The 22721-nt window shown below is 45.3% G+C and carries 17 protein-coding genes; 4 read left to right on the top strand and 13 right to left on the bottom strand.

Annotation, left to right across the window (positions count from 1 at the left end):
- Positions 1 to 215 precede the first annotated feature (215 nt).
- The gene (gene acnA / locus CSH92_RS07710; protein WP_100657037.1) at positions 216 to 2939 is read left to right on the top strand and encodes an aconitate hydratase AcnA; all 2724 of its coding nucleotides are present in this window, start codon (positions 216 to 218) and stop codon (positions 2937 to 2939) included.
- A 46-nt stretch (positions 2940 to 2985) separates the two neighbouring features.
- Here acnA and CSH92_RS07705 read toward each other — a convergent pair whose 3' ends face one another.
- Entirely contained in the window at positions 2986 to 5061 is a 2076-nt protein-coding gene (locus CSH92_RS07705) for a M13 family metallopeptidase (protein WP_100657036.1), read from the bottom strand.
- A 317-nt stretch (positions 5062 to 5378) separates the two neighbouring features.
- Here CSH92_RS07705 and CSH92_RS07700 point away from each other — a divergent pair, with 317 nt between their 5' ends.
- Positions 5379 to 6875 (top strand): bifunctional GNAT family N-acetyltransferase/carbon-nitrogen hydrolase family protein, encoded by a 1497-nt coding sequence (locus CSH92_RS07700; RefSeq protein ID WP_205662156.1) that lies wholly within the window; start codon positions 5379 to 5381, stop codon positions 6873 to 6875.
- An 84-nt stretch (positions 6876 to 6959) separates the two neighbouring features.
- Positions 6960 to 7718 (top strand): hypothetical protein, encoded by a 759-nt coding sequence (locus CSH92_RS07695; protein WP_100657034.1) that lies wholly within the window; start codon positions 6960 to 6962, stop codon positions 7716 to 7718.
- 104 nt (positions 7719 to 7822) lie between these two features.
- Here CSH92_RS07695 and rpsO read toward each other — a convergent pair whose 3' ends face one another.
- The 12 genes from rpsO to CSH92_RS07635 form a co-directional block, all read right to left on the bottom strand.
- Positions 7823 to 8089 (bottom strand): 30S ribosomal protein S15, encoded by a 267-nt coding sequence (gene rpsO, locus CSH92_RS07690; protein WP_100657033.1) that lies wholly within the window; start codon positions 8087 to 8089, stop codon positions 7823 to 7825.
- A gap of 131 nt (positions 8090 to 8220) precedes the next feature.
- Positions 8221 to 9204 carry a tRNA pseudouridine(55) synthase TruB gene (gene truB, locus CSH92_RS07685; protein WP_100657032.1) on the bottom strand — a complete coding sequence of 328 codons (984 nt, stop codon included), beginning with the start codon at positions 9202 to 9204 and terminating at the stop codon, positions 8221 to 8223.
- Positions 9204 to 9605, bottom strand: a complete 402-nt coding sequence (gene rbfA, locus CSH92_RS07680; RefSeq protein WP_100657031.1) for a 30S ribosome-binding factor RbfA — start codon at positions 9603 to 9605, stop codon at positions 9204 to 9206. The genes truB and rbfA overlap by 1 nt, the downstream gene beginning before the upstream one ends.
- A 79-nt stretch (positions 9606 to 9684) precedes the next feature.
- Positions 9685 to 12291 (bottom strand): translation initiation factor IF-2, encoded by a 2607-nt coding sequence (gene infB / locus CSH92_RS07675; RefSeq protein ID WP_100657030.1) that lies wholly within the window; start codon positions 12289 to 12291, stop codon positions 9685 to 9687.
- A gap of 24 nt (positions 12292 to 12315) precedes the next feature.
- Positions 12316 to 13809: a transcription termination factor NusA gene (gene nusA / locus CSH92_RS07670; protein WP_100657029.1), complete on the bottom strand. Its 1494-nt coding sequence runs from the start codon at positions 13807 to 13809 to the stop codon at positions 12316 to 12318.
- Between the two features lie 36 nt (positions 13810 to 13845).
- Positions 13846 to 14304 (bottom strand): ribosome maturation factor RimP, encoded by a 459-nt coding sequence (rimP, locus tag CSH92_RS07665; RefSeq protein WP_100657028.1) that lies wholly within the window; start codon positions 14302 to 14304, stop codon positions 13846 to 13848.
- Between the two features lie 285 nt (positions 14305 to 14589).
- On the bottom strand, positions 14590 to 15114 hold the full coding sequence (locus CSH92_RS07660; protein ID WP_100657027.1) for a hypothetical protein: 525 nt from the start codon (positions 15112 to 15114) through the stop codon (positions 14590 to 14592).
- A gap of 371 nt (positions 15115 to 15485) precedes the next feature.
- Complete coding sequence (locus tag CSH92_RS07655; RefSeq protein ID WP_100657026.1) at positions 15486 to 16571, bottom strand: methyl-accepting chemotaxis protein; 1086 nt, start codon at positions 16569 to 16571, stop codon at positions 15486 to 15488.
- 244 nt (positions 16572 to 16815) lie between these two features.
- A complete protein-coding gene (locus tag CSH92_RS07650) occupies positions 16816 to 19605 on the bottom strand; it encodes a tetratricopeptide repeat-containing hybrid sensor histidine kinase/response regulator (protein WP_100657025.1) in 2790 nt (929 codons plus the stop codon).
- Positions 19606 to 19609: 4 nt separating this feature from the next.
- Positions 19610 to 19822, bottom strand: coding sequence for a hypothetical protein (locus tag CSH92_RS07645; RefSeq protein ID WP_100657024.1), 213 nt, complete (start codon positions 19820 to 19822; stop codon positions 19610 to 19612).
- 20 nt (positions 19823 to 19842) lie between these two features.
- Complete coding sequence (locus CSH92_RS07640; RefSeq protein WP_100657023.1) at positions 19843 to 20685, bottom strand: SAM-dependent methyltransferase; 843 nt, start codon at positions 20683 to 20685, stop codon at positions 19843 to 19845.
- Between the two features lie 291 nt (positions 20686 to 20976).
- The gene (locus CSH92_RS07635) at positions 20977 to 21618 is read right to left on the bottom strand and encodes a helix-turn-helix domain-containing protein (RefSeq protein WP_164084689.1); all 642 of its coding nucleotides are present in this window, start codon (positions 21616 to 21618) and stop codon (positions 20977 to 20979) included.
- Positions 21619 to 21763: 145 nt separating this feature from the next.
- On the opposite strand from CSH92_RS07635, the gene CSH92_RS07630 reads away from it, so the two are divergent.
- Entirely contained in the window at positions 21764 to 22705 is a 942-nt protein-coding gene (locus tag CSH92_RS07630; RefSeq protein WP_164084688.1) for an alpha/beta fold hydrolase, read from the top strand.
- The last annotated feature ends 16 nt before the right edge of the window (positions 22706 to 22721 follow it).

Raw genomic sequence — 22721 nt, 5'->3', positions numbered from 1 at the left:
GTTACTGCGGTTTCGTTGCTAATAAGTCTGCGCAACAACCCTCTCAATAGCAAGCTTCAACTCAACTAGAGCCAAGATCATAGGCAAAAAAAACTGATGTTTAATAAGTTTTTGTGAACAATTTTCCTGTGTAACTACGTAGCAAGTACAACATGCATTATCCCGCTTCGGCAACTACGCTTGTAATACATGAAGCAAAATGAAAAGGAAGACCCATGAGTAAAAACAGCTTGAACACTAAAAATAGTCTTTCCATCAATGGTCAGACATATGATTACTATGACCTTAGCCGTCTGCCCGATCAAGCTGCGCTTAGCCGCCTCCCCTTTAGCATGCGCATATTATTAGAAAACCTGTTGCGACATGAAGATGATCTGCATGTTACACGCCAGGATATTGAAGCGATTATGAATTGGGACCCGCAAGCGAAACCCACCCAGCAAGTTGCCTTTGCCCCGGCGCGAGTGGTACTGCAAGATTTTACTGGCGTTCCAGCCATCGTCGACCTCGCGGCTATGCGCGATGCAGTTATTGCGCTGGATAGCGATCCTGACAAGATAAACCCTTTAGTGCCGGTCGATCTTGTCATCGACCACTCAGTGATGGTGGATTACTTTGGCTCTCAAGACTCGCTCAGTAAAAACACGGCTCGGGAGTTTGAGCGTAACCAGGAGCGCTACCAATTCTTACGCTGGGGACAAACCGCATTTTCAAACTTTCGCGTTGTTCCCCCAGGCACGGGTATCGTGCATCAAGTCAATTTAGAGTATTTAGCTCATGTCGTGATGCAACAAGACGATGATGACAATCCTGTACTCTATCCAGATACATTGGTTGGCACCGACTCCCACACAACCATGATCAATGGACTAGGTGTACTTGGCTGGGGCGTTGGTGGCATTGAAGCTGAAGCCGCTATGCTAGGCCAGCCGATAAGCATGCTGCTACCCGAAGTGGTTGGGTTTAAATTAGAAGGAGCCCTGCCAGAGGGCGCCACTGCGACAGATTTGGTGCTTACAGTCACGCAGATGCTGCGAAAACGAGGGGTGGTAGGTAAATTCGTTGAGTTCTATGGCGATGGGCTCTCAAACCTGCCGCTGGCTGACCGTGCAACGATTGCCAATATGGCGCCCGAATACGGCGCTACGTGTGGTATTTTTCCGATCGATAACGAAACCCTCGAATACATGCGTTTAAGCGGCCGCGATGAGACTCAGATTGATATTGTTGAACACTATGCCAAGGCGCAAAACCTATGGCGTGAAGATGGCCAATCAGCACCCCAGTACTCAGATACCTTGGTGTTAGATATGAGTGAAGTTGTACCTAGTATCGCTGGACCTAAGCGCCCACAAGACAAAATCGCGTTAGACACTGCCAAATCCGCATTTGTTGAGCACATGCAGTTACAAGGCATCGAGCTAGATGACAGCACGCTGGCACGGTTTGCCGATGAAGGCGGCGCTACTGCTGTAGGTAAAGAACAAACGCCAGGTGTAGAGTCTTTCGAGCTAAATGGAAACACTCATCACTTGAAGCATGGTGACGTGGTTATTGCGGCGATTACCTCTTGTACCAATACGTCTAACCCTGACGTAATGATAGCCGCGGGACTGGTGGCCAAAAAAGCTCGCGAACTTGGGTTGCAACCTAAGCCGTGGGTGAAGACCTCACTAGCTCCTGGCTCACAAGTGGTTCCAGCCTATCTTGAAAAGGCCGGTGTACTCGATGATCTTGAAGCGCTTGGATTCGACGTGGTAGGTTTCGGCTGTACCACTTGTATCGGCAATTCAGGTCCGTTACCAGAGCCCATTAGTGCTGCAATTCAGCGCGGTAAGCTCACAGTCAGTTCTGTGCTGTCAGGAAATAGAAACTTTGAAGGTCGGATCCATCAAGATGTTCGAGCAAATTACTTAGCCAGCCCACCACTCGTCGTGGCTTATGCCCTTGCAGGCACTATGACCCTTGACCTAACCAAAGAGCCAATAGGCAGTGATAAAGATGGGCGACCGGTTATGCTTAAGGATATCTGGCCAACACGCGCAGAGATAAACCAAATAGTTGCGCAAACCCTAAATGCTGAAATGTATAAGAGCCGTTACGCTGATGTCTTTGAAGGCACCGAACAATGGCGCTCACTGCCAAGTCCCAGCGGTAAAACCTACACTTGGCCAGAATCCACCTACGTTAAGAATCCACCGTTTTTCGATGGAATATCAGCAAAAACTCCGGAACTTAATGAAATTAAAAATGCACGATGTATTGTCAAAGTAGGTGATTCCATTACCACCGATCACATCTCGCCTGCGGGAGCAATCCAAAGCGATAGTCCAGCCGGTACGTACTTGCAAGCACAAGGTGTAGAGCCCAAAGACTTCAATAGTTTAGGTTCGCGCCGTGGCAATCATGAGGTGATGATGCGGGGTACATTCGCGAATACGCGCTTGCGCAATCAGTTAGCACCTGACACAGAAGGGGGTTACACACGCTACCTACCCAGCAACGAGGTGATGAGTATTTATGATGCTGCTATGCAGTATGCCGACGATAAAACCCAATTGGTGGTTCTTGCTGGCAAAGAATATGGCACAGGCTCAAGCCGCGACTGGGCAGCTAAAGGCACGAAATTGTTGGGTATTGAAGTTGTTATAGCGGAAAGTTATGAACGGATCCACCGTTCAAACTTGGTCGGATTTGGTGTTCTACCATTGCAATTTGCGGAGGGCGATTCCGCAGCCTCGTTGGAGCTGAGCGGTGAAGAAACCTTTGCGGTGTCATCACTGACTGATAAGCCTGAACGCGTCACCGTAACAGCGACACGTGCTGATGGCAGTCAGTGTGAATTTGAAGCAATCGTACGCATTGATACTGCCAGTGAGTGGCACTATTACCAGCACGGCGGCATCTTACATTATGTGTTGCGCAACTTAGCGGCCTAGTAAAAAAAACGGCGCTTTGAGCGCCGTTTTTATTGCTAAAGACTGATTACCAAATCTTAACGCGTTCTTCCGGCGCCAAGTACAAGGCATCTTCTGGTGTTACGTCAAATGCTGTATACCACTCCGGTACATTTCGTACGGCACCGTTCGCTCTAAATTTTGACGGTGAATGTGGATCGGTTTCAATCCGAACGCGTAACGCTTCATCACGGTACTGATTTGCCCAAACTTGACCGTATCCAAGGAACACGCGTTGGATACCGGTAAAGCCATCCATAACCGGCGCTTCCTTCCCGTCCAACGACATTTGATAAGCCTTAAGCCCGATGCTAATTCCGCCGAGGTCACCAATGTTTTCACCTAAGGTAAACTCGCCATTGACAAAGAGTTCAGGTAAGGCTTCAAATTGATTGTATTGTGCTATCAGGTCACCGGTGCGCGCATTGAATTCATTGCGGTCTTCTTCAGTCCACCAATTACGCATCACGCCGTCGCCATCAAAGGTACTGCCGGCGTCATCAAAGCCGTGACCAATTTCATGACCGATAACTGCACCAATACCTCCGTAGTTAACCGCATCTTCCGCTTGTAGATCGAAAAATGGTGGTTGCAATATTGCCGCAGGGAAGACAATTTCATTTGCCGGCGGATTGTAATACGCGTTAACCGTCTGTGGCGTCATACCCCACTCCGTTTTATCAACCGGTTTACCCTGACGAGCAAGCATCTCTGCATACTGCCAATCCGCAGCAGCTTGCATATTGCCGACCAGGTTCTTAGCATCAATGTTCAAGTCAGAATAGTCTTTCCACTGGTCTGGGTAACCAATCTTAACCGTGAATTTTGATAGCTTATCCAACGCTTGAACACGGGTTTCATCAGTCATCCAATCCAGTTCTTTAATGCTCACTTCATAGGCTTTAATCAGATTGTCTACCAGCTCTTTCATGCGCTCTTTAGCTTCAGGCGGGAAGTGACGCTTTACATACACCTTACCAATCACTTCACCTAATGTGGTGTCTAGCACACCCGTCGCTCGACGCCACATTGGACGTGGCTCTTCAACCCCTCTCAATGCCTTTGAATAAAACTCAAAATTCGCCTTATCAAATTCTTCAGTGAGGATTGTTGATGCGCCTTTAAGTACACTCCAACGCAAATAGGTTTGCCAATCTTCAATTGCGATCGATTGAATTAATCCGTCGACTTGTTTGAGGTAGTCTTCCTGCATGATGATCAGTTTTTGCGGTGGCTTGAATTCACTACCCGCGATATACCGGTCCCAATCGAACTGAGGCATCAACGCCTTGATTTCATCCATCGTAAGGCCTTGATAATTGCCGGCCCAATTACGTGTTTGTTCCTTTTTCATGTGCAGAGCAGCGATTTGCGATTCAATATCGTAAACTTTCGCAGCTTTCTCTGCTGGTGCCTCATCCCCGGCTAAAGTGAAGATTTTTTCTAAATGGGCTTTATAGGCCGTACGAATCGCTTCTGAAGCTTCACCTTCTTTGAAATAGTATTCTCGATCAGGCATCCCTAAGCCATCTTGCCAGATGTACATGCCGTACTCTTCTGGTGATTTAAAATCAGCATATTGGAAAAAACCGACAGGGATTTGCCATTGATAACGATTGGAATAGCCAAAAAATTCAGCCAGATCGCTGTGGGATTTAATGCTCTCAATGCGTTCAAAGGCATCTTTAAGCGGCGTTAAACCCAATGCATTACGGGTCTCCATATCCATATACGAGGTGTACATGTCACCGACCTTTTGCTCATCAGATCCATGCGGAAAACTACCATTAGCAGATTCACGGATAATCTCAATGACGTCTTCTTGCGCATCATCGGCTAATTTTGAAAACGCACCATAAGTAGAGCGGTCAGCTGGGATTTCATTATTCTTTAAGAACGTACCATTTACGTAATTAAAGAAATCATCACCTGGGTCGACACTAAGGTCCATATTTTCAACGAAAACACCGGAGCGCAATTGTTGCTCTTGCTGCTCAGCATTAGTTGCAGGGACGGCGGTTTCTTGCGGCGCTGAAGTGTTGGGGTTACACGCTGACAATGCGAGTGACGTCGCTATCGCCAACAAACTGATCTTGCCTTTCATATCTTTCCTATAGAGTAGTTGTTATTATGCAGAAGACGTATTGATCTTTGCCGTGCACTGCTGAGAGGCAAAGATCAACACGCCATCGCTATTTTGTCACTTTTTTGCGATTGACGCAGGTAAATTCACAGTTTGTAACATGTTTATTCAAGTAGACGCGGAAATTCAACGCGGATTAACAATAATGGATACAAACAACATCAACTTGGATTACTGCGCAATTATAGTTTGTGCAATTTGAGGATTAATTTGTGACTGACAGTACCCCATCTATCAACGAAGAATCTGAACACCTACTAGAATTACGCCACCTAAAAATGGATGACTTTGCCGATATCAAAGAGCTAATGGATGTGGTTTATGCTCAAGTGGGCGGAGCATGGACGTTAAAGGAGTATAAAGCACAAATCTCGACCTTTCCCGAGGGCCAAATTTGTATCGAAGATAAAGGTAAAGTCGTCGCCGCGGCATTTGCAGTCATTGTTGATTACGAACAATTTGGTGACAAACACACCTACGATGAAATTACCGGTGACGCCTATTTAACTACGCACGATCCTAACGGTGATGTACTGTACGGCGTGGATATTTTCGTCTCGCCTGAGTATCGTGGAATGCGGCTTGGGCAGCGTTTGTATGAGGCGCGTAAGGAGCTATGTCGGAACCTCAACCTGAAATCGATTATAGCCGGTGGTCGGATCCCCAATTATTCGAAGCATGCGCACTCGATGACGCCCTATGAGTACATCGAGCAGGTCAAGTCGAAAGATATTTACGACCCCACCCTTACCTTTCAAATTTCCAATGGCTTTGAGGTTAAGCAGGTTCTAAAAGCCTATTTACCTGAAGACAAGGCGTCATTAGGCTATGCCACCTTACTGCAGTGGCACAACATCTATTACGATGCAGAAAAACCCAGTCTTATTGGCGGCAATAAATCCACCGCGCGCATTGGCTGCGTTCAATGGCAGATGCGCTATTTTGAAAATGTGGAAGAGTTGCTGCAACAAGTGGAGTACTTTGTCGACGCATTGAGTGACTACAAGTGTGATGTTGCGTTATTCCCTGAATTCTTTAACGCGCCATTGATGGGATTAAGCCCATCTGACAGCTCAATCGATGCGATTTGGCATCTTGCCACTTACACGGAAGAAATTCTAACCGCTATGTCGCATCTCGCGGTGAGTTATAACATCAATATTATCGCAGGCTCGATGCCAGTGATCGAAGATGACGAGTTGTACAACGTGAGTTATCTCTGTCACCGCGATGGACAAATTGAAAATCAACATAAATTACACCCTACGCCGCATGAAAAAGAAGACTGGATCATGAAAGGAGGCAATCAATTAACCGCGTTTGATACCGACTTTGGCAAAATCGGGGTGCTGATTTGTTACGACGTAGAATTTCCTGAACTTGCCCGTTTACTGGCCGATCAAGAAATGCAGGTGCTGTTTGTGCCTTTCTGGACAGATACTAAAAATGGCTATCTGCGGGTGCGCCGCTGTGCGCAGGCTAGAGCTATCGAAAACGAGTGCTATGTTGCCATTGCGGGCAGTGTGGGTAATTTACCGAAAGTCGATAATGTCGATATTCAGTATGGGCAAACCGCAGTATTCTCTCCCTCTGACTTTGCCTTTCCGCATGATGCTATTGTGTCAGAAACCACACCTAACACGGAAATGACGCTTATTGTTGACCTCGATTTTGATAAGTTAACCAAACTGCAAAATGAAGGTTCCGTGCGCAACTACCTTGACCGTAGACGCGATCTTTATCGTGTTGAATGGATAGGCAATAGTGACGACTAAACTGGCCAGAAGCATTGTAAACACAGGCGGCATCGGGCTATCATGCCGTAATAACCAATTAAATTTTCAGAGTGCTGTTAACGAATGAGCAATAGAAATGATGATGATTTACCACGCATCATGTTAGATGAAGAAGATCGCCGTGGATATCAACAAAAAGCTAAACCCTCTACTGCTGGCGCAAGCCCGGCACCGTCTTCTAGTAGTGCAGCTACAAGCAGTGGCTCAAGTGGTAATGGTTTAGCGGTTTTTGCCTTGTTGTTGGCGCTTGGTGCGGGTGGTGCTGCCGGTTATCTTTATATGCAGTTACAACAACAACTCACAGCGGCAACTGCCGCAGAAGCGCGAATTGCGGATTTAGAAAACCGCCTTTCTGCGACCGGAGAAGATCTGGGTGAATCCACAGTGGCGCTACAAGTCAAGGTTTCGGAATTATCCAACCGTGCGGAAGAACTTTGGGACCAGATGGATAAACTTTGGGCTTCTGCTTGGCGCCGTAATCAAAAAGAAATTGGCGATCTTAATACTAAAGTTGATGAACAAGTAGCATCCCTGCGCTCGACGGCTAACGCGGCTAACCAAAGTGCCACCACTAACAAGCAAAGTATTAATGGTATGCAAACGCAGGTCGAAAATGTTGCCAGTGAGCTCCTTGCTATCAATGTTCAGCTAGAGCGTTTGGCAGCTGCTAACGGGCAAGGTGAACGTGACCTCAAATCTACGACAGAAAAGCTTAGACTCCTAGAGCAGCGCAATGCCACGTTAGTCACCCGCATTGGACAATTGGAAACTGAAATCCGCGATCTAGCAACACGTGTCGCTAGCGGTAGCGCAACTCCATAGGGTAAAGAATGCAGGTAAAGCATAACATCTTGCTGCGTTGAAACAATTTCAAGCCCCATAAAAAAAAGCGCCTAAAGGCGCTTTTTTCTGGATTCGACATCGAATTAACGACGTAAACCTAAGCGTTTGATCAAATCAGTGTAACGCTCTGCATTCTTACCTTTAAGGTAATCCAGCATTTTACGACGTTGGCTAACCATGCGTAACAAACCACGACGTGAGTGGTGATCTTTTTTGTTGCTAGCAAAGTGGCCTTGAAGCTTGTTGATGTTGTGCGTTAACAAAGCAACCTGTACTTCAGGTGAACCAGTGTCGCCTTCTTTGGTTGCGTAATCAGTAATGATTTGTGCCGTTTCTTGTTTAGTGAGCATAGGATCTCCTAATGAGTTTATCGAACGAGCCGACCGATCACTAATTCAGCCAAGCTCAAAAGAGCGCGTATTATAGCGATGTAGCATCACAACGCAAGTTTTTGCTGCAGTAATTTATCAGCCACTGCTTGCTAAGAGGATGGAAATACCACTAATCGTTTTGGCGTCACAAAGGTATGCTCAGCAAACAAACTTGGCGATTGGTCACGTGCGCGTTCGATATGCTCACCTACCCCAATAAATCGTGCCTTTGGTTCGCCCTCAACCTGTTGATACACCCGGACAAAAGTACCTAATCCACAGTCTAAAGTGCAACAAATACTCTGGCCACGCAAAAAACGCTCACCATTAGCTTGGTCCACTTCCATTATTGCTAGATCACTGGCAGCTGCATCCATGGGCAGCAGTAAATTATCCAGTGCCGCAAAATCATTATCATCATCTTGCTCAGCTATAGCTGTGAGATCAGCTAGCGTATACATTGGCTCATCAGCATAGTGTGACACAGCAACCCGGTGCAGCTTAGACACATAGGCTCCGCAGCCGAGCTCTTGCCCCATGTCGTCAACCAAGGTTCGAATGTAGGTCCCTTTGGAGCAGTGCACACGCATGGTCGCATGGGTGCCATCAAATCCGGTGAGTTCCAATGCATAAATCATAATGTCGCGAGCTTCTCGCTCAACAGTCAAGCCTTTGCGCGCATACCAGTATAGAGGCTTTCCCTCATACTTAAGTGCTGAATACATGGAGGGTACTTGCTTAGACGCACCGGTGAATGCTGCAATTGTGCTACGCAAATCTTGTTCTGAAAACGTTACTGGATGTTCAGCGACAATATCCCCATCGGCATCAGAGGTTGCAGTACGCACCCCAAAGGTTGCGGTAACCTCATAGGTTTTATCCGCATCCAGCAGAAATTGCGAAAATTTTGTTGCCTCACCCAAACAAATCGGCAACATGCCCGAAGCCAAAGGATCAAGCGCTCCAGTATGACCGGCTTTGGCGGCCTTATACAAACGCTTGACCTTTTGTAAGGCGTCATTTGAAGATATTTCCAGCCCTTTATTGAGCATCAGCATGCCGTTAACCGCACGCCCTTTATTTCTGCGCCCCACTAATTGTCCTCGTCAGAGGATTTCTTACCTGAGCGGCGTTCATCATCAGCAATGGTTTGTGAAACCAAATTGGCAATGCGGATACCTTCAGTCAATGACGTATCACGCACGAAGTGGACTGCCGGCACTGAACGCATGCGAACACGTTTCGCCAATAACGAACGCACCATACCCTTTGCCTCTTGCAACAACTTTAAATTCGCTTCAACGATTGCTTGATCATTTTCATAGAAGGTAACGAATACCTTCGCATGCGCAAGATCACGCGATACTTCAACACCAGAAACAGTGACCATGATCAACTCCGGGATCCGGTGCTTCACTTCATTTTGTAGAATACTTGCGACTTCTTTGTGGATCTGCTGTGAAACGCGATCAGTACGTGAAAACTCGCGAGCCATACATTACTCCTATTAAGTTGGTATTAAGCGCAAAACGGAGGCTGACGCCTCCGTTATTCTGCGAAACCAACAGCGAAAATTAAATTTCGCGTTTAACTTCAACCACTTCGAATACTTCGATCTGGTCGCCGACTTTTACGTCATTGTAGTTCTTAACGCCGATACCACATTCCATCCCGTTACGGACTTCTTGCACATCGTCTTTAAAGCGACGCAGTGATTCTAGTTCACCTTCGTAGATAACCACGTTATCACGGAGAACACGGATTGGGTTGCTACGTTTAACCGTACCCTCGGTCACCATACAACCAGCAATCGCTCCCAGCTTCGGCGACTTAAACACATCACGAACTTCTGCTAGACCCATAATTTCTTGTCTGAATTCTGGTGCCAACATACCGCTCATGGCTTGCTTAACTTCGTCAATCAAATTGTAGATTACGCTGTAATAGCGCAAATCAATTTCTTCCGCTTCAATAACACGACGCGCAGTGGCATCTGCCCGTACGTTAAAGCCAAGAATGATTGCACTGGATGCTGCAGCAAGGCTGGCATCCGTTTCCGTGATCCCACCAACACCACTACCCACGATGTTAACTTTAACCTCGTCTGTAGACAGTTTGATTAATGATTCAGAGATAGCTTCAACAGAACCTTGAACATCAGCTTTCAGAACAATATTAAGTTCGCTAACATCACCCGCTTCCATGTTCGCAAACATGTTTTCGAGTTTCGCTTTTTGCTGTTTAGCTAGTTTCAATTCGCGCTGTTTAGCATGACGTTTCGCTGCCACTTCTCGAGCTTTACGTTCGTCTTTCACTACCAATGCATCTTCGCCAGCGATTGGCACACCTGATAGGCCAAGCACTTCTACTGGGGTTGATGGACCGGCAGTTTTCACTTCGTTACCGTTCTCATCACGCATGGCGCGCACGCGACCATATTCTTCACCACACAGTAAGATATCACCCGCCTTTAGTTCACCTTGTTGGACTAAAACAGAAGCCACTGGTCCGCGACCTTTATCCAACCGTGATTCGATTACGATACCGCGACCAGGACCGCTTGAAACTGCTTGTAGATCGAGTAATTCGGCTTGCAAGGTGATGGCATCTAACAGCTCGTCAATACCCATTCCTGTCTTCGCAGAAACGTTAACAAACTGATGCTCTCCGCCCCACTCCTCTGAAATGACTTCCAGTTGAGATAGTTCGGTCTTAACACGATCTGGATCGGCAGTTTCTTTATCCATTTTATTGACTGCGACGATTAACGGTACACCAGCTGCACGACTATGTTGCACAGCTTCTTTGGTTTGTGGCATTACGCCATCATCCGCAGCAACAACTAATACCACTATGTCTGTAGCCGTAGCACCACGTGCTCGCATTGCAGTAAATGCGGCGTGACCAGGGGTATCTAAGAAAGCGATTCGCCCTTTATCAGTTTCAACACTGTATGCACCGATGTGCTGAGTAATACCACCCGCTTCACCATCAGCAACTTTTGCACGACGAATATAATCCAATAATGAGGTTTTACCATGGTCAACGTGACCCATGATGGTAACTACCGGAGCACGAGTGGTTTTTTCGCCTTGGTCAGTATCTGCCAACAATTCGTCTTCAAGCGCATTGTCGTTTACCAGCTCGTATTTGTGACCCATTTCTTCGATCACTAATACCGCAGTGTCTTGATCGAGTACTTGGTTAATGGTCGCCATCTCACCCATTTTCATCATGGTTTTAATGACTTCAGTGGCTTTAATTGCCATACGACTAGCCAACTCGCCTACAGTGATGGTTTCACCGAGTTTAACCACACGTTCAACCGGCGATGCAGGCTTCTGGAAGCTATGCTTAAGGTCTTCACCCGCATTCTTGCGCTTCTTGCGACGGCGTGAAGAACGCTCTACCTGCATATCTTCTTCGTCTTCGGCTTCTTGCGCGTAGCGATTTGAGTGCAAATGCACCTCTTCAGCTTCTTCGCGCTTACGACGCTCTTCTTCTTCTTTCCAACGACGCTCGTTTTCCTCTGCTAGCTTACGAGCTTCTTCAGCTGCACGCTTAGCATCTTCTTCAAGTTTACGCTGCGCTTCTTCTTCCTGTTGCTTCTTGATCCGCTCCGCTTCTTTCTGCGCAGCCTCTTGCTCAGCTTTCTCTTCTGGGCTTAGAGTAGATTCAGCAGCTTTGCGCTCTTCCGCTTCTTTCTTCGCTTTCTCAGCACGTGCTGCACGTTCAGCTTCTTGCGCTTTGCGTGCTTCATCAGCTTTGCGCTTCGCTTCTTCAGCCGCTTGACGCGCTTTGTCAGCCGCTTCTTGCTCAGCTTTACGGCGCGCTTCAGCTTCTTCAGCTTTACGTTTTGCTTCTTCTTCCGCTAAGCGCTGCTCTTCAACTTCTGTGCGTTTAACGTAAGTACGCTTCTTGCGCACCTCTACCTTAACTGCTTTAGACTTACCAACACTCAGTGTACTGGTTGTTTTGCGCTGTAAGGTCATACGCTTTGGTGCTTCTGACCCTGTGCCGCCGTGTTGTTTACTGAGATAATCTAACAGTTGACGCTTTTCATCTTCTGTGACGCTATCTGCGGCCGCTTTTGTGATGCCCGCATCTTTAAACTGAGTTAACAGTCGGTCAACCGTTGTGCCAATATCTGTGGCGAGTTTTTCAATGGATACTTCTGCCATTACGCGTAATTCCTCTTGTTGACCCTACTCTTCGTTAAACCAAACAATGTTGCGTGCTGCCATAATCAGCTCACCCGCTTTTGCTTCGTCTAACTCTTCTATATCACTGATCTCATCAGTGCCTTGCTCGGCCAACGCTTCCAGGTCGGTAATTCCACGACTGGCCAGTACGAACGCAACATGTCGTTCCATACCTTCCAAATCCAATAACTCTTGAGTTGGCTCATTAGCTTCTAGGGATTCTTCATTTTTCAGTGCCTGTGTTGTTAACGCAGCGCGAGCTCGATTACGTAACTCTTCAACAGTATCTTCGTCGAGACCTTCTATCGCTAACAACTCACCTACCGGCACATAGGCGACTTCTTCTAAAGTTGTGAAGCCTTCGTCAACTAACACGCTGGCGAAATCTTCATCAATGTCGAGACCTTCAGTAAACACACCAAGCACTTTGGCATTTTCTTCAGCATGTTTATTGTTGAGGTCTTCAACTGTCATTACGTTAAGCTCCCAGCCAGTAAGCTGACTCGCTAAACGTACGTTTTGACCACTGCGCCCAATCGCTTGAGCAAGGTTATCGGCTTCAACCGCCACATCCATTGTACCACTGTCTTCATCGACAACGATGGACGCTACTTCAGCAGGAGCCATGGCGTTAATCACGAATTGTGCAGGGTTTTCATCCCACAATACGATATCAACGCGCTCACCACCAAGTTCACCCGATACAGCCTGAACTCGAGAGCCTCGCATACCAACACAGGCTCCAACCGGATCAAGCCGCTTATCATTGGTCTTTACAGCAATCTTCGCGCGCGAACCTGGATCACGTGCTGCGGATTTGATTTCAAGTGTTTCTTCAGCGATTTCAGGCACTTCCAAACGGAACAGCTCAACTAGCATATCCGGATGAGTACGGCTGATAAATAACTGTGCGCCGCGCGCTTCTGGACGAATAACGTATAATAAACCACGAACACGATCGCCTGGACGGAACGTTTCGCGCGGTAACATATCATCGCGGAAAATAACGCCTTCTGCGTTATTACCCAAATCAATGATAACGTTATCGCGATTAACTTTTTTAACCGTACCAGTTACCAGATCACCGACACGATCTTCGTATTCTGCGATCATTTGCGCACGTTCTGCCTCGCGAACTTTTTGCACAATCACTTGCTTAGCCGTTTGTGTGGTAATGCGGTCAAACGCGATTGATTCAATTTGTTCTTCGACAAAATCTCCAACCTGAATCTCAGGCTCATCGATTTGCGCCGCCGACAACGTCATCTCCGCATATGGATTTTCCTGCGGCTGATCATCTGGGATCACTAACCAACGACGAAATGTATCAAAATCACCCGTAGAACGGTCAATTTCAACACGAACTTCAATTTCGCCTTCATTTTTCTTTTTAGTGGCGCTCGCTAGGGCGTATTCCAACGCTTCAAATATTTTTTCACGAGGAACTTGCTTTTCATTTGATACGGCTTCCGCCACCAATAGTATTTCTTTACTCATTTCTGCCTCATTGACAATTACAGCGTAATTGAGCTGTTAATCAAACGTTGGAACCAGGTTCCCTTTTTCAATATTTGCAAACGCCAGATCAAACTTCTGCCCGTCCACTTCAACACTCACCACGCCGTTTTCAGCAGCCAACAACGTGCCTTTAAAATTACGTCGGTTGTTCATTGGCATGGCTAGGCGCACACTGACCATTTCGCCCACAACCGCTTGATAATGCTGTTCTTTAAATAAAGGTCTATCCATGCCAGGCGAAGACACTTCAAGGTTGTATTCTGTACTTATTGGGTCTTCAACATCGAGTACCGCACTGACCTGATGGCTAACATCAGCGCAGTCATCCACGCTAATACCATTTTCATGATCAATGAAAACGCGCAGAATGGAGTGTTTTCCAGCCCGCACAAATTCGATACCCACCAATTCATAGCCCAAGGCTTCAACTGGCGAATTCAACATTTCTGTTAGTCGTTTTTCTAATTGCGACAAACAAACCTCCAAATACGAAAAAAGGGCCTATAGCCCATCAGAAAAGCACGTCCAAGTAGTGCCGATACGGAAAATACCAATAAAAAACCCCGAACAATGCGGGGCTCATATACTGGATGGGCGTTATTTAAACCCCATTTAATGAATCGGCAAGTTGCGCTTACACAACACGTGCCTCGCGTGACACGTTACTATCCGTTCGAGGGAGCCCGTGTCAACAATGAGGCGCATTATATAGTGCTGAGACGCTGGCTGCAACCACCGCGTGCGACTATTAGGGATTACCTATTCCATTACCATTTCTGGATTCTTACGTTCCAGATAATCTTCGAGCCGATTTGATATATTATGTAAGTGCGCCAGCAACTCTGGTGAATCTTTGGCTAATTCTTCAATGTGTTGATAAAACGCTTTTTGTTTATGCTTGGTTGCAAATGCAATATCACTCTCATGTGCTGGCAGAGAATTTGATGCGCCTAACATAAACATTTGACTTTGGTACCCCCACTCATCGCGATAGAAGCGAGGTAAACATTCCTTTTTAGCGATCTGCGTGCCGACGGGCTTAACCACTCTGCAATCTATAGTAAATTCTTTAATAGTATTTATCTCATTGAACGCTTCATACATGGCAAATTTAGCCCGTTCATATTCGCGCAAATAATAGGCAGACGAGCGTACCCCTTGCACCGACACGACCTCCATATCTTCAGGCACCGCAGTTTCAGAATATGGTTGAGCTAATACCGGGTAAGTAAAGAGCGCTGTGACAAACGCAGCACAAACAATCAGTTGATAGTGTTTCTTCATTATCCAAGGTCCTTGTGTAATTCAACGAAAATATCATTAAGATGCAAACCTGCCTAAATTAACATCCTAGTAGGCAGGAATTTCATCACATTTAACTATAGTCATTGAACCTGAACGGTTTATGAACCGATTCACTTGCGATTTGCTAAAGTGCACAGCGACTCGTCTGTGAGGAAAGGTTGGGTATTACCGTAAGCAAATGTCACTGCAAATTCAGCGGCTTAAATCGCTGTAGCGAGCAGAAAAAGACAAATTACTACTCAGCGTATAGTTAAGCTCCACAAGTTCAATTTTTGACCATCATGGAGCAGTTAACAAGGGAGCAACACGCTTCTAACCCCAAAAGCGTAAATCTAATAGCGAGGCTGTACTTAGAGCTCAGTGAGAGAATCCAAGACGGCCATAATCTTATCTGAAGCCTGTTCCATGCGCGTCAATTCTTCTAAGATTTTAACCGTATCCCCAGCCTTGAACGCTTCTAGTGCTTTAACACCACTTCGATGTAACTCGCCATGCGGTTTCTCTAACTGTTTATATGCTGATTCATTACCAAACAACGATTTACCGTCGCCGTTGTACCATTTACCTAACCTACAACTAAGCTGATCAGCAAAATCGTCGGCAGATTTTGTACTCAAACCATAAAGTACTGCGTACACGTCTGACTTCCAAACAATATGATCTAACTTCACGGTTTGAATAAATGTTCTGACTGATGAATCACTGATAGTGTTTTTCATCGACGAACAACACTCAATGATCTGCGTATAGTGTTGATTAAGGTTTGATACACCGGACGACAATTCAGTATTATTCTCACGGATTTCATCCACTGAACTAACCGCTGACTTCGTTGATGCAATTATGTTAGACACCAGGTCAGAAACTTCACTGGCAGATTTGTTAGTCTCGGTTGCGAGTGTTCTTACCTCATCAGCAACAACACTAAAGCCGCGCCCAGCATCCCCGGCACGCGCAGCTTCAATAGCAGCGTTAAGTGCAAGCAAGTTGGTTTGATCAGAAATACTCGTGATGGTGGACACAAATTTATTAATACTATCTGCTTTTTCAGAGAGTCCAGTAATACTGGTGTTCATACCTTCCATCTTTCCGCCCATCGCGTTCATGGCGCTTACGATGTCATCCAGCGATGCGGTTGCTGTATCAAATAACTCATTAACGGTTTGGATGGCTCCGGATTCTTCGTCAATGCGTTGAAATGATTCAAGTACCGTGGTGCGAATACCTTCCACCTGCTGTAAGGACGAGAGAACGGCTCTGGCTAATTGGTTCTCAAATGAGCCGGTATCACTGCTGGTTAATTTTTCCAGCTCTGCTTGTAATGCTTCATTTTCTTGTTCGAGTTGCGCCTTATCAGCCGCTAATTCTGCAACCTGATGCTGTAAGTTACGATTCTTTTGCTGCGCCTCTTCAAGACGGCTGGCTTTTACAAACATATGCTTTCTCGTTTTATTATTTATATCTAGATTAGCGAGGCTTACCTACAAAGCAAGTATTGATGGATACTTTTTCGCTTGGTTTGCGTAATTGCATAGGTTATCGGCTCAAAAATAGGTATCTTGATGGGAGTCGTTGGTTTCAGCTTGATATGTTAAATATCAACCTTTATCGAATTCCCGTGGAAAAAATTCATTCGCGCCGCCACAATTCAACCACTAGATTCGAAATTGGATACCATAACTAATTAACGAGCTGCTTGATCACGTCAATAAGCGCTGCTGGTTCAATCGGTTTTACGATGTGTGCATTCATACCCACCCTTCTGGTGCGCTCAATGTCTTCGTCAATGGCATGCGCAGTCATAGCAATAATGGGAACATTGAGCTTAAGATCTTGGCGGATCTTTTGTGTTGCAGTAAGTCCATCCATAACCGGCATTTGAATGTCCATTAAAATTAAATCGATACTATTGTCTTGCTGCACGATATCTACCGCTCGTTGACCATTCTCTGCGACGCTAATGCGTGCTTTTGTATCTTTCAAATACCCTATTGCAACTTTGCGATTAAGTGCATTGTCTTCCGCCAATAAAATATGGATTGCACTGAAATCAGGTACGTTATCAAAGTCAAAAGCTGACGTTTTCGGTTCTAGAACTGCACTTGCAGACAGGTTTATAATCGCATCAAATATTGCACTTGCACTCACTGGCTTGGTTAAGAAACAACTGATCCCTAACGGGTTTACTAACGCTTTTAACGTGGCCAGATCATGCTCTGCTAACATAATAATGTGTGGCGAAGTCTCACGAAATTCTTCGCGCACAATCGACGCTACCTCGACGCCATCGATGTGAGGCATTTTCCAATTCAATAGGATAATGTCATACGGTTGCTTCTCTTGAACCGCAATCCGCATCAATGTGATCCCAGACATACCATCATTGGCTATCGTGACCGTTAAATCCATTCGATTAAACGTTTGCTCACACAATTCGCAAGTGGCAGGGTCATGGTCAATAACCAATACACGAAGTTTATCGTTAGACGCATTGAAACTGCGTAATTTGGGTTCATCAACTTTTTGAGTAGTAATGGTGAAGTAAAATACTGAACCTTGACTAGGCACACTTTCAACGCCAATCTGACCGCCCATTAGCTCGACCAACTGTTTAGAAATGGAAAGTCCCAGCCCGGTCCCGCCATAGCGTCGTGTAATCGATTCATCTGCTTGAGAAAATGCACTGAATAAACGTTCTTTTTGCGTGCTAGACATGCCAGTTCCGGTATCTTTCACTTCAAAGCGCAAAACCAGTGAATTTTCATTAAACAGGCGATTAACCACGACTGATATGCTCCCCTCGTCGGTAAATTTTATCGCGTTACTTAACAAGTTATTAAGCACCTGCTGTAATCGAAGTGCATCTCCACGAATTCTTAGCGGCACATCTGGACTTATAAACCGAGATAATTCAACCCCTTTTTCGTGGGCTTTTAGCCCAATCATGCGCATAGAGCTTTCGATTACATCGTCTAAACTAAACGGCTTAGATTCCAGCGTCATCTTGCCAGCCTCGATTTTAGAAAAATCAAGAATGTCGTTGACCAATCCCAATAAGGTTTGCGATGAGTCCTCGATTTGCTTTAGATTCGTTGCTTGTTGTTGATCTTCACTACTCCGCAATGAAAGCTTGGTTAACCCGATTATGGCATTGATTGGTGTACGGATTTCATGACTCATGCGCGCAACGAACGAAGATTTTGCATCGGTGGCTCGTTGGAGTTCGGCAGAGGTTTTGCGCAGTGCTTTTTTCTGACGTTGAAGGCGAACAGTAAATACCACTAAAATCGTCATGGTAATAACCGCAGACGTCAATAACAACACTTGTAATTGCAATTGCTGCGAGCTAATTTTTTGCTCAAGTTGTAATTGCTCGATTTGCCGGTTCTTGGTCTCTAAATCAAGTCTTGCCTGATTTATTGTCAATAACTGACGCTCTTTGGCTAACTGAGCTTCATCTGCTATTTTTGTTTTCTTTTTAAAGGCCGCTAAGCTCTTTTGAAACTCCCCCCCCTGCTCGTATACGGCAGCAAGCTTTTCAAGAGCTGTAATGTGCTTATCTGTTGATTTAATCTGCTCTGAAAGAAACGCTGCGCGATTGAGCAATTGCGTCGCGAGTTCTCGTTGCCCTTGCGCTAAACGGATATCACTTTCAACGAATAAAATATCTGGGAGCGCATAAGTGAAATTAATTGCATCGATAAAAGCCTTGGCTTTTTCGATATATTGGGCAGCTTCCTCCAATCGTCCCTCTGCTAATTCTAACCGCGCAAAGCCATAATAATTGGTTACTAAAAAGGGGGATTCGGATTGATTATGAGCGTCTAATTCCTGTTCAAAATGATAACGTGCTTGCTCATACTCCTTTCGACTTAGAAAGACTAAGCCTAAATTATGATGGGCCGATGCGACTGCTTGTGTATTCTTATGTTTGAGCGCTTCCTCAAGGGAGATCCAGCTATATTCCGCTTGTTTATCATATTGATCCAAACTTTCATAAATATTGATTAATCCATCTAAACTTAGTGTTACCTTTGGACTATCAATAGCACGAAAAATATTCATACTGCGGATAAATACTTCAAGCGCCTTGGGGTATTGACCGAGCTGATCGTATACAAAACCTTCGCGCCGGAAGGCATCGCCTAGTTGGTCTTGGTTGTCGCTGGCATTGGCAAAATCTTTGGCCTGTTGAATATTTTCAAGCGCCATAGCTAGCGCACCATTCATTATTTGATGGTAAGCGAGCAAGTTGTGATAGTAACTTTGTAAACTCTGCGAATTCTGAACTATGGCGTCTGTGGCGCTCAATTGTAAAAGTCGCTCAGCCTCTGCCCTGTCGATTAGCATGTTACGCTCAACAGCATCCAGCAACGCATGCCCGTTAAGGTTTTGGTCAGCATGAGTGGGATGACTAATAAAAGCCATCAAATACACCCCTACAATTAGCCCAGCGACAATTCTAAACATAGGATTATTTTGCGTGAGTCACCCATTGAATTGACTTTAGGCCGGCCATCTCTAAACGCTCTTTAAGGGCCGCCTGATCACCACCAAAGAGTAGGTCTAGATCTTTTTCTTCAACACCAAATGATTCAGCAGTTGCGCGCGGAGACACTTTGTATTGCTCTTGTAATTTCGGGTTTTGGTCAAGCTCAGTGACAAATTCAACTAAACGATCAGTCATATCAGTTCCTTATTTTTTGCTTATTTAGCTAAAGTAGTGGGACTTCCGGGGCTATCCAAATGGCTTAGGATATCATCTTCAGTTAGCCCCAAAGCATCTAACGCATCATGATCAAAATCTGGTAAAGAGTTACCCGGTATTACCAATGTAGATACCGCTGACAATGTCGCGTCTGGCAATTCTTTTAAGGTGACCTCCGCAATACGAGAGACAAATATTGGTGAAGTCTTTGCTTCATAGATTATCACACGCTGTTCAGCTGGATAATATCGTTTTAACTTCTCAGTCAGGAGTTTAAGACCATCAGTTGTATGCGCTAACTTTGACGTAAAAGTATGATCACCTACCCCCCAAATCTGCCATATAATTTGCGTCATGTGAGGGTCAATTGCGTACTTGCGGAATAAAAATTGGGTCGCTTCATAGCTTTGGCAGCCATACTCGGCAGGATCAATACCCAAATCAGCAACTAAACAGTCCTCGGCACTGATCCCTGGCTCCATATGCGCTGCGAATCCACGCTCGCGTAAAAGCTGGATCACGCGATGTGATGGATTTACAAAAACGCCTGGATGACCATAAAAAGCCGCACAAACACGTTTCCCTTGGCTGACTGCTGCGATTAATACATCAACCATTTGCTGGTAGGTTTGGATGCGAGATTTGCCTTCGGCATAAAAATCCGTTAATAGATGCAAACTGGGATTTAATTGACGGATATACTCGATGCCCGGCTTATTCGGAATGGCCACATAAACTTCATCGGCAGCGCGGATTTGATTTTGGGCAATGGCAGTCATTTGCCCAGAGACACTGATCCCGGTACCAACAACGACTAACGATCCTTGTATTTTTGCGTCCATAATGCGTACTTCATTTACTCTTGACTAAAAGTATACGCTAATTTGCACAGAACGTAGACAGCAATTTAAAGCTTAAAGTTATGACTAGGGAGCTACCTAAGTCATGTAAAACGTCTAGTTATGTTAATCAAGTTACCCTGAATAAAGGCGCATGCTTGTTAAGCGACCGCGGTGCGGCTTACTATTTCGCCGTATACTGATAACAAATACACTACTGCCGCATTAAAGAATTCGGAACCAAGCAGTTTGACGACGTTTTGCTATAAGGACAGCAAAAATCGAGACCTGTAATCAAGCCAAAAGCGTTGAGATCCCCTTGAGACTATTAACGCCGTCGGTCGGGGTTAGACCAAAGACTTCACGAGCTGTTCTTGATGTGTGCGCAGCATCTGAAAATCCTGCATCGAGTCCTGCGTGTCCTATGATTAGCCCATCATTAAATACACTTGAAGTGACAGTTACACTCGCAGCCCACTTTTTAAAGCGTCTAAATGTTTGCCCAGTTACACGCTTGAATAGTTTAAGTGCTTGAGTCCGCTCCATCCCTAAATGTTGCGCCAACTCATCTTGGCTCATGCGCTCTAGTGGATGAACATAGAGCCTCTCTATAATCGCTAAAATTTTTTGATCATCGGTAGAAAAATTACTATTGAGTGCGCTACGTAATTCCGAAAAACGCTTTTTGTTTGCGCAATGAAATGCCTCAGGTATATCCGCCCAGACATTATCCAGTAAGGAAAAATCAGCGTAATCACTCGGTAACTTAACGCCATCTAGGTATAAAACATCAGCGCCTCCCTCTGGAACAATAACACCGTGCATCACATCAGGTTTAATACACACGATCCGTCCACTCACCTGTTCATTTTCTCCATGTACTTTTACATCGGCTTTATGGCCGAATATCACACATGTTATTAAATTTTTGTGCATCGCAAGTTCCACCTTTGATAACGAAAAGATGTGCGAGCGATAGGTGTACTGATTATTTTTACTGTTGTCATTGCAATGCATGCACGTTTATTCAACTGAAATTGAGAATACTCCGGTACAGTCTATATCAAAAGAAGGAGGTTCAATGAAACGATTTTTTCTAATTACTTTTTTATGTGTTGGATTAGCTATTTCCTCGATATGGTTTCTATTCCCCCAATCCATGGCCAAAGCTTTACTAACACTTAATAACTATTCTGCAGGTGTGAGCGAAAAAACAATCGACACCAAAATTGGGCAAATCCACTACTTGGAAGGAGGAGCCGATAAAGATAAAGCGGATACTGTAGTGTTACTACATGGCATATTTGCACGTAAAGAGCATTGGGTTGACCTTATTCGACATTTAGAACCTGACTTTCATGTAATCGCATTAGATTTGCCTGGCTTTGGTAACAATCTACAACTCAAAGACAACGAATATCGCCTGAACAAACAAGCGAGTAACCTTGCGTTGGTGTTGGAACAATTAAACGTTAAAAACGCTCACGTTGGCGCAAATTCTATGGGAGCGCAGGTCGCAGCTTTAGTTGCAACTCAACGGCCCGAATTGTTTAAATCACTCGCCTTTATTGGAAGCCCGCTAGGAGTAAAAAGTGCAATTCAAAGTGAAATGGAATCTGCCATTAAAAAGGGTTACCTCCCACTTGTAGTACAAAGTGAAAAAGCTTTTCATGCTCGCAACGAATGGCTTTTCCCCGAAACACCGAGTATCCCCTCTCCAATATTAAAGACATGGATGCAACAGGAACTAAATACGCCAGTTAAAAATAAACAAATCTGGTATTCAGCGAACAGTTTTATTAATACACCAAAGTTACTTGAGGTGGCGCCGAAATTACTTATGCCGTCGCTGATTATTTGGTGTAAAGAGGATAAAATTTTTCATGTCAGTGGCGCCAACGCACTTCAAAATGCTCTGCCTGATTCACGTAAAGAAATCATGCACGGCTGTGGCCATGTACCCATGCTAGACAAACCAGAGCAAGTTGCTGATTTATACGTCGACTTCCTGCGGAAGCTTTGATAGATGTTGACGACTG

Origin of the sequence: Neoalteromonas flava, from assembly GCF_002807685.1 — a bacterium.
GTDB classification, from domain to species: Bacteria; Pseudomonadota; Gammaproteobacteria; order Enterobacterales; family Alteromonadaceae; genus Alteromonas_E; species Alteromonas_E flava.
The sequence above is the reverse complement of the archived record's forward strand: the minus strand, read 5'-3'. Positions and strand labels throughout refer to the sequence as shown.

Bases quoted from the DNA above. Each gene is read 5' to 3' on its own strand.
- acnA (WP_100657037.1), top strand. From the start codon at position 216: ATGAGTAAAAACAGCTTGAACACTAAAAATAGTCTTTCCATCAATGGT.
- CSH92_RS07705 (WP_100657036.1), bottom strand. From the start codon at position 5,061: ATGAAAGGCAAGATCAGTTTGTTGGCGATAGCGACGTCACTCGCATTG.
- CSH92_RS07700 (WP_205662156.1), top strand. From the start codon at position 5,379: ATGGATGACTTTGCCGATATCAAAGAGCTAATGGATGTGGTTTATGCT.
- CSH92_RS07695 (WP_100657034.1), top strand. From the start codon at position 6,960: ATGAGCAATAGAAATGATGATGATTTACCACGCATCATGTTAGATGAA.
- rpsO (WP_100657033.1), bottom strand. From the start codon at position 8,089: ATGCTCACTAAACAAGAAACGGCACAAATCATTACTGATTACGCAACC.
- rbfA (WP_100657031.1), bottom strand. From the start codon at position 9,605: ATGGCTCGCGAGTTTTCACGTACTGATCGCGTTTCACAGCAGATCCAC.
- infB (WP_100657030.1), bottom strand. From the start codon at position 12,291: ATGGCAGAAGTATCCATTGAAAAACTCGCCACAGATATTGGCACAACG.
- nusA (WP_100657029.1), bottom strand. From the start codon at position 13,809: ATGAGTAAAGAAATACTATTGGTGGCGGAAGCCGTATCAAATGAAAAG.
- CSH92_RS07660 (WP_100657027.1), bottom strand. From the start codon at position 15,114: ATGAAGAAACACTATCAACTGATTGTTTGTGCTGCGTTTGTCACAGCG.
- CSH92_RS07655 (WP_100657026.1), bottom strand. From the start codon at position 16,571: ATGTTTGTAAAAGCCAGCCGTCTTGAAGAGGCGCAGCAAAAGAATCGT.
- CSH92_RS07650 (WP_100657025.1), bottom strand. From the start codon at position 19,605: ATGTTTAGAATTGTCGCTGGGCTAATTGTAGGGGTGTATTTGATGGCT.
- CSH92_RS07645 (WP_100657024.1), bottom strand. From the start codon at position 19,822: ATGACTGATCGTTTAGTTGAATTTGTCACTGAGCTTGACCAAAACCCG.
- CSH92_RS07640 (WP_100657023.1), bottom strand. From the start codon at position 20,685: ATGGACGCAAAAATACAAGGATCGTTAGTCGTTGTTGGTACCGGGATC.
- CSH92_RS07635 (WP_164084689.1), bottom strand. From the start codon at position 21,618: ATGCACAAAAATTTAATAACATGTGTGATATTCGGCCATAAAGCCGAT.
- CSH92_RS07630 (WP_164084688.1), top strand. From the start codon at position 21,764: ATGAAACGATTTTTTCTAATTACTTTTTTATGTGTTGGATTAGCTATT.